Source organism: Rhizobiales bacterium NRL2, from assembly GCA_001664005.1.
Taxonomy (GTDB): Bacteria; Pseudomonadota; Alphaproteobacteria; order Minwuiales; family Minwuiaceae; genus Minwuia.
In genome coordinates this window covers 2,421,111-2,434,971 of the sequence record CP016093.1, presented here as the reverse complement: position 1 = coordinate 2,434,971, position 13,861 = coordinate 2,421,111, and the positions used below count along the sequence as shown (strand labels likewise).

At 69.3% G+C, this 13,861-nt stretch carries 8 protein-coding genes; 4 read left to right on the top strand and 4 right to left on the bottom strand.

Annotated features, from left to right (window positions below; genetic code table 11):
* Positions 1-50 precede the first annotated feature (50 nt).
* From TEF_11340 to TEF_11325, 4 genes are all read left to right on the top strand, one after another.
* Positions 51-1,184: a hypothetical protein gene (locus TEF_11340; GenBank protein ID ANK83430.1), complete on the top strand. Its 1,134-nt coding sequence runs from the start codon at positions 51-53 to the stop codon at positions 1,182-1,184.
* A gap of 50 nt (positions 1,185-1,234) precedes the next feature.
* Positions 1,235-2,254: a cyclic pyranopterin phosphate synthase MoaA gene (locus tag TEF_11335; GenBank protein ANK83429.1), complete on the top strand. Its 1,020-nt coding sequence runs from the start codon at positions 1,235-1,237 to the stop codon at positions 2,252-2,254.
* Positions 2,255-3,748: 1,494 nt separating this feature from the next.
* Positions 3,749-4,180 (top strand): hypothetical protein, encoded by a 432-nt coding sequence (locus tag TEF_11330; GenBank protein ID ANK83428.1) that lies wholly within the window; start codon positions 3,749-3,751, stop codon positions 4,178-4,180.
* Positions 4,181-4,214: 34 nt separating this feature from the next.
* Positions 4,215-4,709, top strand: a complete 495-nt coding sequence (locus TEF_11325; GenBank protein ID ANK83427.1) for a hypothetical protein — start codon at positions 4,215-4,217, stop codon at positions 4,707-4,709.
* Here the strand turns inward: TEF_11325 and TEF_11320 are convergent.
* From TEF_11320 to TEF_11305, 4 genes are all read right to left on the bottom strand, one after another.
* A complete protein-coding gene (locus tag TEF_11320; GenBank protein ANK81325.1) occupies positions 4,706-5,866 on the bottom strand; it encodes an aminotransferase in 1,161 nt (386 codons plus the stop codon). The two genes, TEF_11325 and TEF_11320, sit on opposite strands and share 4 nt — an antisense overlap.
* 1 nt (position 5,867) lies before the next feature.
* The gene (locus TEF_11315) at positions 5,868-10,766 is read right to left on the bottom strand and encodes a hypothetical protein (GenBank protein ANK81324.1); all 4,899 of its coding nucleotides are present in this window, start codon (positions 10,764-10,766) and stop codon (positions 5,868-5,870) included.
* Positions 10,714-13,005 (bottom strand): hypothetical protein, encoded by a 2,292-nt coding sequence (locus TEF_11310; protein ANK81323.1) that lies wholly within the window; start codon positions 13,003-13,005, stop codon positions 10,714-10,716. The genes TEF_11315 and TEF_11310 overlap by 53 nt, the downstream gene beginning before the upstream one ends.
* Positions 13,006-13,102: 97 nt before the next feature.
* Positions 13,103-13,861 (bottom strand): hypothetical protein, encoded by a 759-nt coding sequence (locus TEF_11305; GenBank protein ANK81322.1) that lies wholly within the window; start codon positions 13,859-13,861, stop codon positions 13,103-13,105.

Below are 13,861 nucleotides of genomic sequence, written 5' to 3'. Positions count from 1 at the left end.
CCTTGCCGCATAACGTGGGAAGCAAGATCGCACGACTGGAGCTTCTGGTGTTGAATCCGGCGCAGAGAGCCAAACCTGACGTCAAGGCGTTGTTTGATCTGGCTCAGCGCAAGAGCCGGGAAGGCCGCGCGCGTCTCTACGAGGATGTCTGGAACCTGTTCGAAACGGACGGCGACGCCCTGTCCGACAACGAACGGGGAATCATGACCGACATTCTCCGCCGCCTGAGCCACGACGTCGAGATGACGGTGCGCCGGCGCCTGGCCGAGAAACTCGCCGCCGACGACAACGCCCCGCCGGAACTGGCGGCCATGCTCGCCAACGACCAGATCGAGGTCGCCTACCCCATCCTGATGGACTGCCGCGCGCTGCGCGACGCCGATCTCGTCGAGATCGTCCGCCACCGCACGCTGCAGCATCAGTTGGCGACCGCCATGCGCGCCGACATCTCCGCCGAGGTCAGCGATGCGCTGGCCAGGCATGGCGGCGAGGACGTGGTGGTTGCCCTGCTGGAGAACAGCAGCGCGCAGATCTCCGAAGTGCTGTTGGAGCACCTGGTGGCCGAATCGGAGCGCGTCGACCGGTATCAGAAGCCGCTGCTGCGCCGGCCGGATCTTCCCAAGCCACTGGCCAAGCGGATGTACGCCTGGGTTTCAGCGGCGCTGCGCCAGTACATCCTGGACAACTACAAGTTCGACCAGGCCGCGCTGGACGAAACGATGCTGAACGCCATGAACGAGGCGGTGCGCGCCAACAACGGCGAAGACGAGCCACGCGACCCCTCTGAGCGGCTGGTGGAACGGCTCTACAACGCCGGGCAGCTCAACGCGGGATTCGTCTTGAAATCGCTGCGCCAGGGCGAGGTCAGCCTGTTCGAATACGCCCTGGCCCGGCTCTGCGGACTGCGCGTCGAGCTGATGCGGCGGCTGGTCTACGAACCGGGCGGCGAGGCCTTCGCCATTGCCTGCCGGGCGCTGGAGATGGATCGGCAGGTTTTCCTGACCATGTATGATCTGACGCGCGCGGCGCGCGGCTCGCTCACGCGCAGCCACTCGGAGGAACGCCAGCGTCTGCACGACCTCTATCACGACATCTCGTTCGAATGCGCGCTCGCCGTCGTGCGCCGCTGGCGCCAGGATCCGGACTATCTGGCAGCGCTGAACCAGCTCGCCCACCAGAAGTAGGCCGGCCGCCCACGCCTTTACACGCCGGGTCCGCCGCGCAATATAGCGGACTGGACCTGAGCAATCGGAAGGGCGAACCATTGATCGACCCGTTCGGCAGAACGATCAGCTATCTCCGCGTCTCCGTGACGGACCGCTGCGATTTCCGCTGCGTCTACTGCATGTCGGAGAACATGACCTTCCTGCCCAAGTCGGAAGTGCTGAGCCTGGAGGAACTGGATACCCTCTGCTCGGCTTTCGTCGCCAAGGGCGTACGCAAGCTGCGCATCACCGGCGGCGAGCCGCTGGTGCGCCGCGATGTCATGACCCTGTTCCGCAATCTCGGCCGGCATCTGGAAAGCGGCGCGCTCGAGGAGCTCACGCTGACCTCGAACGGCAGCCAGCTTCACCGCTTCGCCGACGAACTCGCCGCCATCGGTGTACGGCGCGTCAACGTCTCCATCGACACGCTGGACCCCGAGAAATTCGAGCGCATCACGCGCTGGGGCAAGCTGGACAAGGTGCTGCGCGGCCTGGAGGCGGCGCAGAAGGCCGGGCTGCACGTGAAGATCAACACCGTGGCGCTGAAGGGCGTCAACGAGGACGAGATTTCCTGCATGGTCGACTGGTGCGGCCGCCACGGCCACGACCTCTGCCTGATCGAAACCATGCCGCTGGGCGACATCGACGGCGACCGCACCGACCAGTATCTGCCGCTTTCCATGGTCCGGGCGCGCCTGGCGCAGGACTGGACGCTGCAAGACACCGACTACAAGACCGGCGGCCCTGCCCGCTACACCGTGGTGAAGGAGACCGGCCAGCGGCTGGGCTTCATCACCCCGATGACCCACAATTTCTGCGAGAGTTGCAACCGGGTGCGGCTGACCTGCACCGGTACGCTCTACATGTGCCTTGGCCAGGAGGATGCGGCCGATCTGCGGGCGCCGCTGCGCGCCGACCCGAGCGGCAATGCTCTCGACCAGGCCATCGACGAGGCCATCGCGCGCAAGCCGAAGGGCCATGATTTCATCATCGACCGCCGCCGCGCCGCGCCTGCGGTCGGCCGGCACATGAGCGTCACCGGCGGCTGAACCCGGGCCGTTTGACGGCGACGCGCCCATCGCGGGCATGTATCTTGCTGAAATTCCTGTGCGGATCGTGCGCTGTGCCAGCAGGGCACAGGGCGCGCCGCGCCTGAACGCAGACGCCCGGGGTCCCAACGCGCCATGATCGCGCGCCGCATCATACCGAAGTTCCTCTCGGTGACGGAAAACGTCAGCCGGGGCATGACCGTTGCCGGTCTCGCCCATGGCGCGGCGCTCGGCGTTCTGATCGTGGCCGCGCCGCAGCTCTTCGACCGCGATCTCGACCGTTTCGCGCCGCCGATTTCGATCCAGATCTTCGAGGGCGTCTACCAGCAGCCCGAGCCGCAGAACGTGCTGCGCATCGAGCCGGACCTGCCCGCGGCGATCCCTGTGGAGACCGCGATCGAATCCAGCGACCCCGATCCGCCCGAAGACGCAGTCGCCAGGCCGGAGAATGCGCCCGAGATCGCGCTGCCCGATGTACGCCCGGCCGCGATCGAGGCCGCCCGCCGCGCGCCCCGTCCGGCCGATGCCGGTGCCGCCCCCGAGCCGGCCGCGCCGGGCGACGTCGCCCTGATCTACGAACGCGGCGCGCCGCTGACCCCGGACGAGGAGAGAGGCGAGAGAGAGACACCTGACGCATCGCGCCTGCAGGACCGCGAGCGGCTGCCCGAGGACGCACGCGCGATCGAGGCCGAGATCCGCCGCCTGGAGGCGATGAAGGCCCAGGCCGTGGTCGAACAGAAACTCGCCGCCGCCCGCAAGCAGGAGGCGGCGGCGCGCGACGCCGAGGAGCGGCTGGCGGCCATGCAGCGCCGGCTCGAGCGGCTGCAGATCGCCAAGGCCGAAGCGCGCGTGCCCAGGATCGAGCCGCCCGACCGCGCGACCCCGGAAGCCCCGCGCCAGATCGCACAGGATGCGCGTACACGCGCCACCGTCACACCGGATGCGGCGAAGCCGGAGAAGGCGGCGGAGGTCCTGGAACGCTCCGAGAGGCGCGAAAAGCAGGATGACGCACTGACACCGGCTGAACGGGAAAGGGCGCGCCAGGCCGTCGAGCGTTATCGCAAGGCCGCCGAGGAAGGCATTCCCGCCGCGGAGATGAACCTCGCCCGCGCCCTCGACCGCGGTGATGGCGTCGAGAAGGATCGCGCCAGGGCCCGCTCAATCATGGAGAACCTCGCCGAGAAGGGCTACGAGCCGGCCCAGATCGAACTGGCGAAGAAGCATCTGACCGGCGATGGCGTGGAGGAGAGTCGCAAGAAGGCCTACATCCTGCTGAAGAACGCTGCGGAGGAGGACAACGTGGTCGCCCGCCGCGCGCTCAGGGCGCTGCGCGACGAGATGAGCCTGGAGGAGCGCCAGCAGGCGGAGCGGGAGGCAGCCGACCGGCGGCGGAAGCTCGAGCAGCAGCGCCCGGAGAAGCGCCTGCCGCCGGCGCGCCAGAAGGCGCTGGACGAGAACCTGCGCGAGGCCGTCGACCGCGGGAATATCGGCAAGATGGAGACGCTGCTTCGCGCCGGCGCCGATCCCAACGCCATCGACGCTTCCGGCCGGGACGCCATTATCGCCGCCGCCTGGCGCGGACGCGAAATGGTGGTGGAGTTCCTGATCGAGAAGGGCGTCGACATCGACACCGTCGACCTGGATGGCCGCACCCCGCTTGCATGGGCCGCCATCAATGGCTACGTGCATATCGTCGAGGATCTGCTGGCCCACGGCGCCGACCCGAACGCCCGCGACGACACGGGCACGACACCGCTGATCCGTGCGGCGTGGAACGGCCACTTCGAGGTTGCCGAAACGCTGCTCAACGGCGGCGCGAACCCCTTGATCGAGGATCGGCAGGGCAAGACCGCGCTCGACCGGGCGCAGGAAGAATCCTGGCCCCGCGTGGTCCGGCTTCTGGAAGGACGCATCTCGGCCAACTGAACCGGCGCAAGATCGGGAGTTGATGATGGAAGAGTTGCTGCAGACGGACTACGTCCCGGTAGGCGAGGCATTGCTCCGCGTCCTGGCCGCCGCCGGCTGCGGGTTCATCCTGGGCCTCGACCGGGAACTGAAGAAGAAGCCGGTCGGCCTGCGCACCTACATGCTCGTCGCGGTCGGCGCGGCCGCCTTCACCATCGCGGGCATGGAACTCGCTCACCAGGATGCGCCGGTCAACAACCGGATCGATCCCGGCCGCGTCATCGAAGGCATTATCGGCGCCTTCGGCTTCCTCGGCGCCGGCGCCATCATCAAGTCCGGCGAGGACCGGCTGTCAGGCATGGCCAGCGGCGCCGCCACATGGGTGACCGGCTCGATGGGCGTGGCCTGCGGCCTCGGCCTGTTCTGGCTGGCCCTGCCGCTGGCTGTGGGCGCCGCAGCCGTCCTGTTCGTCCTCGAGTTCATCCAGGGCCGGACCGAAGCGATGAAGAACCCCAATTACCGCAAGGCCGGCGGCAAGCACTTCCGCTAGGTGAACCGGGCCGCCAGCTTTTCCGACGCTGCGTCGAGTATGTCGTCCTGCTTGGAGAAGCAGAAGCGCACGAAGTTCGACGGCGCCTCCGCGCCGGCATAGAAGGCGCTGACCGGCACCGCGGTGACGCCGGCCTCCTTCGTGATCATCTCGCAGAACGCGACGTCGCCGTCGGTGAAGCCCAGCCCCCGGATATCGGCGTTCAGGAAGTACGTGCCCTGACAGGTCGCGGGTTCGAATCCGGCGGCCACCAGCCCCTCGGCAATGCGGTCGCGCTTGGCCTGCATCACCGCCGCCAGGCCGGCGAAGTAGCTGGCTTCCTTTTCCAGGCCGTAGGCGACGGCGCGTTGCAGGTTGGGCGGTGTGGTGAAGGTCAGGAACTGATGCGCCTTGGCGATGCGCTGCAGCAGTTCCGGCGCCGCGGTGGCGTAACCGACCTTCCAGCCGGTCAGCGAGAACGTCTTGCCGGCCGACCCGATCTTGACCGCCCGGTCGCGCATGCCCGGCAGGGTGATCAGCGGAATGTGCGCCAGCCCGTCGAAGACGATGTGCTCATAGACCTCATCGCAGACGGCGTAGGCGTCATGGGCCAGAACCAGTTCGGCGATCAGATCCAGCTCCGCACGGCTGAACGCCTTGCCCGCCGGATTGAGCGGGTTGTTAAGCAGGATCAGCTTGGTCCTGTCGGAGAACGCGGCGCGCAGCCGGTCTTCGGGCAACTTCCAGTCAGGCGGCGACAGGCGCACCAGCTTCGGGACGCCGCCCGCCCGGCGGATCATGGGCAGATAGGAATCATAGAGCGGCTCGAAGCAGACGACCTCGTCGCCCGGCTCGATCAGCGCCAGAAAGCATGCGGCCAGCGACTCTGTCGCGCCCGACGTGACCATCGTCTCCGCCTGCCAGTCGACGTCCAGGTCATAGAACCGCTTCCCGTGGGACGCCACGGCCTGGCGCAGTTCCGGCACGCCGAGCATCGGCGGATACTGGTTGGGCCGGTCTTCCAGCGCCTCGGCGGCGACGCGCCGGACGTCCTCCGGACCGTTGTCGTCCGGGAAGCCCTGGCCGAGATTGATCGAACCGTGCTGCATGGCCAGACGGCTCATCAGTTCGAATACGGTCACCCCGTACTCGCCGAGGATCGAGTTGCCTTGTTTCATGTCAGTGTCTTGCAGGTCTGCTTGTCATGGGCGTGCGGTCGAGCGCGGCACATAGCACGCGGTAGAGCTTTCCGACATCCGCGCTGAGAAAGACCGAGGAGAGCAGCCCCTGGCTGTCTGCCTCGTCCACTGCCTGCAGCAGGGATTCGTACTCGTTGACGTACATGTCCACGTGACGGCGGAACTCGCCGTCTTCGGCATACGCACGGGCGATCCGCTTGCGCTGGCCGCGCTCGGCCAGCCGGCGGGCGAACAGACCCCGGTCCCCCTTGCGGAAGGCGCGCCATTGCCGGTCGTCGACCGTGTCGCCGAGCATCGCATGCATGTCCACGGACAGTGAATGCAGACCTTCCGAGACCATGGCCGCGGAGCGCAGGAAGCGCTTGTCGCGGTCGAGCCGGATGTCCTCGCGGACGCGCCGCGCCGCATCCGCGGCCTTCTCCGCCGCCGACTGCAGCTTGTCCGCCTGCCCTTCGAAAGCGCGGGCGGCCAGTCCGGACTGGATGGTCACGGCCTGGGACGCGCCGGCGACGGCTGTCGCCTGCTCGCCCAGAAGGCGGCGCGCCCGGTCCGCCGCCTTCTCTGCGAGCGACACGGACTCGGCGAATGCCTCGCGCTGGCGGGTCATCGCCGTGTCCGACTTCTCAGCCGTCTCGGTCAGCGCCCGGCCCGCCTCACCGGTGCGCTCGACCTCCTCGGTCATGGCGCGGACCGTCGCGACCAGATCCTCGTTCAGCCTGGCCGAGGCGGCGCCGAGCGTCTCGATCCTGGTTTCGAAGGCCTCCGATTTCTGCTGCAACTCGGACAGCGCCACGGCGACAGTCCCGGTCAGTTCCCGGCCGCCTTCCACCGCGCTCTCGCGCATCGCCTGCAGCCGCCTGGCCTCCGCCTCGAAGCCGGCGCGCAGTGTCTCCGCCGCGCGTGTCGCCGCTTCCTCGGCCTCCGATACGGCGGCCAGGCGCGACTGAAGCAGGGCTTCCAGTTCGCTGCCGCGCTCACCCAGCGTCGCCGCGACCTGCTCGCTCCGCTCCACCTGCGCCTCCAGACGGCGGGTCACCTGTTCGGCGCTGGCCCCTGCGGCCTCGCCGGCATTGACGAAGGCGGACATCCGAGCCCGGGCCTGCTCCAGTTCTCCGGCCAGACGCTGGGCATTTGCGGTGACTGCCTTGGCCAGCCGCTCGTGCTCGGCCGCGAAGGCGTCCCGCTCCTCCGACAGGCGCCGCGCCCGCTCCAGGCTTTCCTCGGACGTCCGGACAAGATCTTCCCGCATCGACGCGCTGGCGTCGGCCAGCCGCCCTGCGGCGATCTCCACCTCGCCGGCCTTGGGCAGGGCCGCGGCCATGGCGCTCGCGGCCTCCTCCATCGCGGCGCTGGCGGACTTCGCGGAGTTCTCGCCGGAATTCGCCGCTTCGGCAATGCGCTCCGCCGTCCGCTCGAGCATGGCCTGGGACGCCTGATTGCGGTCGGTGAGCGCCTGCATCTGCCGCGCGATCGCCTCCGCCTTTTCCAGATTCGCATTGGCGGCGCCGTCGGCCGTGGCGCTGAGCGCGGTGGCCCTGAGTTCGATCTCGTCGGCTGCGCCGAGAACCCGGCCGGAAACCGCGCCGGCCCGCTCGTCCAGCCCGTCGATCTCCTGCTGCAGCCGGGCGGTCAGATCCATGATCCGGTCGCGCACGCGCTCGGCCTCCTCGGTCAGAGCGCCGCTGCCGACCTCCAGGCTTTCGGCGGTGATACGGGCGAGCTCGCTCGCTTCGGTGACCTTCCGGGCAAGGCCCGAAAGCGATGCCGAAAGCGCCTCGTCCGCGCCGCCGGCATGTTCCTGCAGCCGTTCCAGCACCCCTGCAATGCGGTCGCCCTCGCCCGCCAGACGGCCGGCGGCCTCGGTCATCTGCCGCTGCATGCCGTCGGCGGTCTCGCCCAGGCGGCTTCCGTTCTCCTCCAGCGACTGCGCCGTCCGGTCGCCAAGCTCGGCGATGCGCACGATCTCGCGGCCCAGCACGGCGGATGAATCGGTGACATCGCTCAGCAGGGCACGGACATCGCGCGTGCGTTCCTCGGCCCGTTCGGCGCCGGCGCCGGCGGCGGCGTCCAGACTGGCGACAGCCGCTTCCAGTTCGCCGATCCGCTCAGCCAGCCGCCCGGCGGCGCCGTCCGCCGTGGCCGCCGCCGCCGACAGTTTCAATTCCAGTTCGGCCGCGGCACCGCTCAGATTCTCGCCCAGCTCCGAGCTGATCTTCTGCAGGCCCGTTTTCTCCGTCTCCAGGCTGCCGATAGCGCTCCGGGTTTCGTCCACTGCCCGCTGGAGTCCGCCGACGACGCCTTCCAGTCTGGCTGCTGTCTCCCCGTCCAGGCCCTCGGCCAAGGCGCGGAGTCGGCCGGCCATCCCTTCCAGTCCCTCGGTGCGGTCGCGCCAGAGATCCACGAACACGCCGAAGGCGTCTTCCGTCTCCCGCGCCTGCGCGCCGAGCCGCCCCTCGACCGCAACCAGCCGTTCCGCCGAGAGCGCAGCGCGCTCCTCCAGACGGCCCGAAGCTTCCTCAAGGTCCCCCGAGCGCGCGGTCAGTTCCGCGGTCACCGCCCGGCTGCGTCCCTCCAGGACTTCCAGGTTCTCCTCGATGCTGTGGCGGATCGCGGCGGCCAGATCCCGCACCTGACCATCCAGCGTCGACATGTTCTCGCCCGCCCCGCCCACGGCCTGCTCGATATCCTTGAGCAGAAGGGCCAGTTCGGCGACCGATTCCGACAGCCGCGCCGAGGCCCGGTCGGATGCGCCCGTGGCCTCGTCCACCGTCGCCCGCATGGCTCCCGTCCGGCTCTGAAGGTCGGACATGAAGGCCGACAGATCATCCGACAGACTGGCGAAGGATCCGCCCGCCGCCGACGTCGCATGCTCCACCCGGTCGGCGACCTGTTCCAGGCGTTCGGCCGCCCCCTGTTCCGCGGCCAGCGCCGCCGCGGCAATCCGCGCCGCGATGTCTTCCAGTTCGCCGGTGCGCAGGGTCACGACGTCACCCAGTTGCGCCAGACGCTCGTCGACACGGTCGCCGGCGCTCAACAAGGACAGCGCCGCACCTTCGATCGACTCCACGGACTGCCGGGCGCGTTCCTCGCTGCCTTCGGCGCCGCGGGCAACCTCGTCGAGCGCCTCGCCCAGGCTGCGGACGGCGTCCTGGCCGCGTTCCGCCAGGTCCCGCAGACCGGCATCGCTGCGCGCCGCTTCCAGCCCGACTTCCTCCAGCGCGGCAGACAGTTCGGCTACGCGCGCCGACAGCCGCGCCGACGTCTCCCGTCCCTTCTCCCCGGAGGCCTCGGTGCGCTGCTCCAGGAAGGCGATCTGCTTCTCCAGGTCGCGGGCGGTCCCGGCGAGGCCGCCGGAGACCGCGGCCAGCCGTTCGGCCGACCGCTCCGTGGCCGCTTCGGCAAAGCTGGCGACCTCCCGCACGCGCTCCTCCAGGCCGGCCATGCCTTCCTCGACGACGCCCGACAGATGCGAAACGGTGGCGTCGATCCGCTCCTGCGCGGTGGACAGCCTGATGTCGGCGGCTTCGATCTGCCGGCCCGCAGCGGCGAAGGCCGCGCCGGCTTCGGTCACATGCGCTGCGGCGCCTTCGGAGCGATCTGCAGTCGCGGACGCCGTCTCGCCCGCCGCCTCGGCATGCTCGCGGAACAGGTCGACCGCGGCCCGGGCCTGTTCGACCGCGGCCAGCAGCGCCTGCTCCGCTTCGCCGGCGCCGACATTGACGCTGTCTAGAGAGCCCGCCAGTTCGGCCATCCGCCGGTCAACGCGGCCTGCCGCCTGATCGGACGCCCGAATGGCCCCCGATGCCAGTTCGCCCAGTTCCTCGAGCCGCTCCCGCGTGGATTGATCCAGATCGCCGATCAGGGTGCGGATCTCGCCGGCAGCGGTGCGCACCCGAATCAGGCTGTCGTCGACGCCCTTGCCGACCGCTCCGGACTGATCCGCCGTCCGCGCCATCTCCTGGGAAAGCGCCTCGATCCTGGCCTTGAGATCCTGGGTGGCGCCCGCAATACGGCGCACCGTCTGGTCGCTCTCTTCGCGCAGACGCCCCAGCGGCTGATCGATGGAATGGCCGATCTGCTCCGCCCTTCTGGCCACGATTTCAACGGTTTCCCCGGCCGCCTTCACCTTGGATTCCAGGGCGGCGCCGATCTCCGCCGTGCGCCGTTCGGCCAGTGCCACAGTCGCGCTCAGATTGCCGCTCTCGGTCCGGCCCAGTTCACGCACCCTTTCGCCGACGCGCTCGAACTCCGCCAGCAGCCGGTTCTGTTCCGCCAGAGCATCGCTCAGCAGCGCGGAGACATCGTCGGCCCGGCCGCCGGCGGCAGCGGCGTTGCGCGACAGCGCCTCTGCCCCCGCGCCGATGCGGGAGTCCAGGGATTCCACGCGGGCGAGCGCATTGGACAGTTCCGACTCGACGGTCTGGCTCAGTCGGCGCAGCGAGAGCGCCACGGCGTTCAGTTTCGCCTCCGCCTCGGCGTTCGGACCGCTGATGTCCGACAGCACTTCCAGAAGGGCGGCGCGGCTGCGGCCCGCCTCGACGCTGCGCCAGTAGAGGAAACCGGCGAGCCACAGGAACAGCGGCGGCGTGAAGGCCGCCAGCACCAGCAGCGCCACTTCGTGCGGCAGCATCAGGCCGAGCGAGCCGAAGCCCACCGACCAGGCGATGTAGCGCCAGACCAGGATCGCCCAGACGACGGTCGCACCGCCAAGGACCACGGCGGTGACGCGCCGGACCCTGCCGATATCCGCGGCCGCAGCCTCGTCCGCCGCCTCCGCGCGAACCGCTTCCTCTTCCGAACGTCCCGACCATTTCAGCAGCATCGGTTCAGTCTCCTTCGGCGGTGTCGCCCGGCGGCAGGCTCGCGGCGCGGTCCGCATGCTCCTGCAGGATCGAAATCAGTTCCGCGGCGTCCAGCGGCTTGGCCAGATAACGGTTCATGCCTGCGTCCATGCAGCGCGAGACATATTCGTCGCCCGGATGGGCCGTCATCGCGATGATCGGAATGGCGCCGGCGGTGCCGGGCATCTGCCGTATGGCGCGGGTCGCGCTCAGTCCATCCATTTCCGGCATCTCGACGTCCATCAGCACGAGGTCATAGGGCAGCGTGCGCAGCGCCTGCAACGCCTCGCGTCCGCCGCCCGCGACCACGGCCTCATGGCCGGAAATCTCGACGATCGAGGCCGCCAGCTTCTGGTTCACAGCGACATCGTCGACGACCAGAACGCGCAGGCGCGCGCCCGGGGCGGCAACGGTCCGGCGCGGACGGGCGCTCTCGTCCGGCGCTTCGGCCGGCCCGCCCGCCAGCGCCCGGTGGAATCGGGCGCGGCGCACCGGCTGCAACAGCCGTGCATCGAACAGGGCGTCTTCATCCTCCGGCACCGCCTCGACAACGCCCACCGGCACGGTCAGGACCAGCCGGCAGTTCTTCGGGGCGGCATCCGCCCGCACACGCCGCGCCAGATCCCCCGCGCCGCCCCTCACGCGCCAGTCGATCACCGCAACCGGATCGCCGCCGGCGGCCCGCAGGCAGCGGAGTCCCTCCGCCGGATCGTCCGCTGCCCGCACCGTCGCGTTCCAGCATTCGGCATAGCGGGCGGTAACGTCGCGCACCACGCCGGACGGACCGACCAGAATCACCTCGACGCCATCCAGGGAGTCGGGCGCCTGCGCCTGCTTGCCGGATCGTATGGGCAGGTCGACGCGGAAGGTCGAACCGCCGCCATCCTCGCTTTCGACCGAGATCTCGCCGCCCATGGCGTCCACCAGGCGGCGCGAGATCGCGAGCCCCAGTCCCGTGCCGCCGAACCGCCTGGAAATGCCGCCCGCCTGGCTGAACGGGCGGAACAGGCGGGGCAGAACGTCGGCGGGAATGCCGATGCCGGTATCGGTGACTTCCAGACGCAGCATGGCGCGCGACTGCGGCGCCAGCGTCGCCGTCAGCGTCACCGAGCCCTCCTCGGTGAACTTGATCGCATTGCTGAGCAGGTTGAGCAGCACCTGGCGCAACCGCCCGGCGTCGGCGGTCAGGATGTCCGGCACGTCCGGGGCGATGTAGCTGGCCAGTTCGAGCCCGCTGGATTGCGCCCGTTCCGCCATCAGGCCGACGGTCCCTTCGATGGTCCGGGCCAGTTCGAAGGGACTGTCGTCCAGTTCCACCCGGCCCGATTCGAGCTTGGTCAGGTCCAGGATGTCGTTGATCAGATTGAGCAGAGCATCCGCCGATTCCTTGATGATGTCGGCGTAGGAGCGCTGTTGCGGGCCGAGCTTCGTGCCCTGCAGCAATCCGGTCATGCCGATGATGCCGTTCATCGGCGTGCGGAGTTCATGGCTGATGGTGGCGAGGAATTCGGATTTGGTGCGGTCGCCGGCCTCCGCCGCCTGCCGGGCGGCCTCCGCCGAACGGTGCGCCGCCTCCAGCCGTTCGATCAGGTCCGTGTTCTGGAACCGGAGCGAGAAGGACTCCCTGAACCGCTTGTTGAGGATGCGCAGCCAGCCCAGCAGCACCGCGAAGCCCAGCAGACCCATGGCAGCCGTGGCGACGCCGAGTTCGTCACCCGTCAGCGCGAGCATGAACAGCAGCGGCGCCACCGTCGGCACGGCCAGCGCGATGAAGGCCGGCGGATAGAGCGCCCTGTGGACGATGGCGGCAAACAGCGAGCCGAAGGTGAGCAGGGCCAGAAACGCCTGATGCGGATAGGAACCGGGGTCGAAATAGCCCGCCAGGCAGGAACCCCAGATCACCCCCACCACAGCGGAAAGCGCGACATACCGCAGGCCCCAGGCCTCGGCGTTCTCCGGCGCAGTGCCTGCCGCATCGAACGCCTTGCGCAGCCGGTCGCCGGCAATCGTGAACAGGGCCGCGCCGACGATCAGGACGATGGTCGGCCAAAGCGCGCGGTCGACGAAGACGGTGCCGAGGATCGCGACCAGAATGAAGGGACTGACCCGCAGCCGGGACGAATCGCGGATCAGTTCCGCGATCATGGCCGCGCGGATGCGGGAATCGCGGTCGAGGGACGACGAATCGCCCGGGCTTCCCGCCGGCCGCCGCGGCGTCACGTCGACGGCCGAAAGCGCACTATCGCCGATATTCTGCGAAGCGCCGACGCTGTCCATACCGACGCCCACTCCCAAGCGCTGCCCCCTGACCGGTCAAGGTGTCACGACCGGGCGCGAAGGGCAATCTTCCGGGGCGCAGGGGGCCGGCGGCGACTCACCAGGCGGTGTAGCCGCCATCGACGACCATTTCGGCGCCGGTGACGAACCGGCTCTCGTCGGAGGCAAGGTAGACCACGGCGTGGGCGATGTCGGCGGGCTCCCCCAGATGACCGACCGGATGCCGGCTGGCGATGTAGGCCATGACCTGATCGGGTTCGGGACGCTTGTTGACGGCATCCACCACCATGGGCGTCTCGATGTAACCCGGATGGATCGAATTGACCCGGATCGTCAGCCCGGCCTGCGCCGCGTCGACCGCGGCGGACTTGCTCAGCAGGCGGACCCCGCCCTTCGATGCGCAGTAGGCGGCGGTACCGGCATTGCCGACCAGCCCGAGAATCGACGAGATGTTGATCACCGAACCGCCCGGCCGCATGCGCCGGAAGGCGAGCCGCGTGCCGAGAAAGACCGAATCGAGGTTGACCGACTGCACGCGCCGCCACTGGGTGAGCGTGGTCTCCGCCAGAGGCCGGTTCTCACCCAGGCCGGCATTGTTGACCAGCACGTCGAAGCCGCCGAAGGCCTTCTCCGCCTCGTCGGCGACCTCGTCCCAGCGCCCTTCGACGGTGACGTCCTGCGCCAGCGCCAGGGCTTCCCCGCCCGCGTCCGCGATCCCGGCGGCGACGGCTTCCGGCGCCGCCAGATCGGTGACGATCAGGCGGGCGCCCTCGGCGGCGCAGCGCAACGCGGATTCCCGGCCCAGGCCCGAGGCTGCGCCGGTGATCCAGACGACCTTGCGGTCGAGACGGCCCAT

Bases quoted from the DNA above. Each gene is read 5' to 3' on its own strand.
- TEF_11330 (ANK83428.1), top strand. From the start codon at position 3,749: ATGGAGACGCTGCTTCGCGCCGGCGCCGATCCCAACGCCATCGACGCT.
- TEF_11320 (ANK81325.1), bottom strand. From the start codon at position 5,866: ATGAAACAAGGCAACTCGATCCTCGGCGAGTACGGGGTGACCGTATTC.
- TEF_11315 (ANK81324.1), bottom strand. From the start codon at position 10,766: ATGCGGACCGCGCCGCGAGCCTGCCGCCGGGCGACACCGCCGAAGGAG.
- TEF_11310 (ANK81323.1), bottom strand. From the start codon at position 13,005: ATGGACAGCGTCGGCGCTTCGCAGAATATCGGCGATAGTGCGCTTTCG.
- TEF_11305 (ANK81322.1), bottom strand. From the start codon at position 13,861: ATGGGCCGTCTCGACCGCAAGGTCGTCTGGATCACCGGCGCAGCCTCG.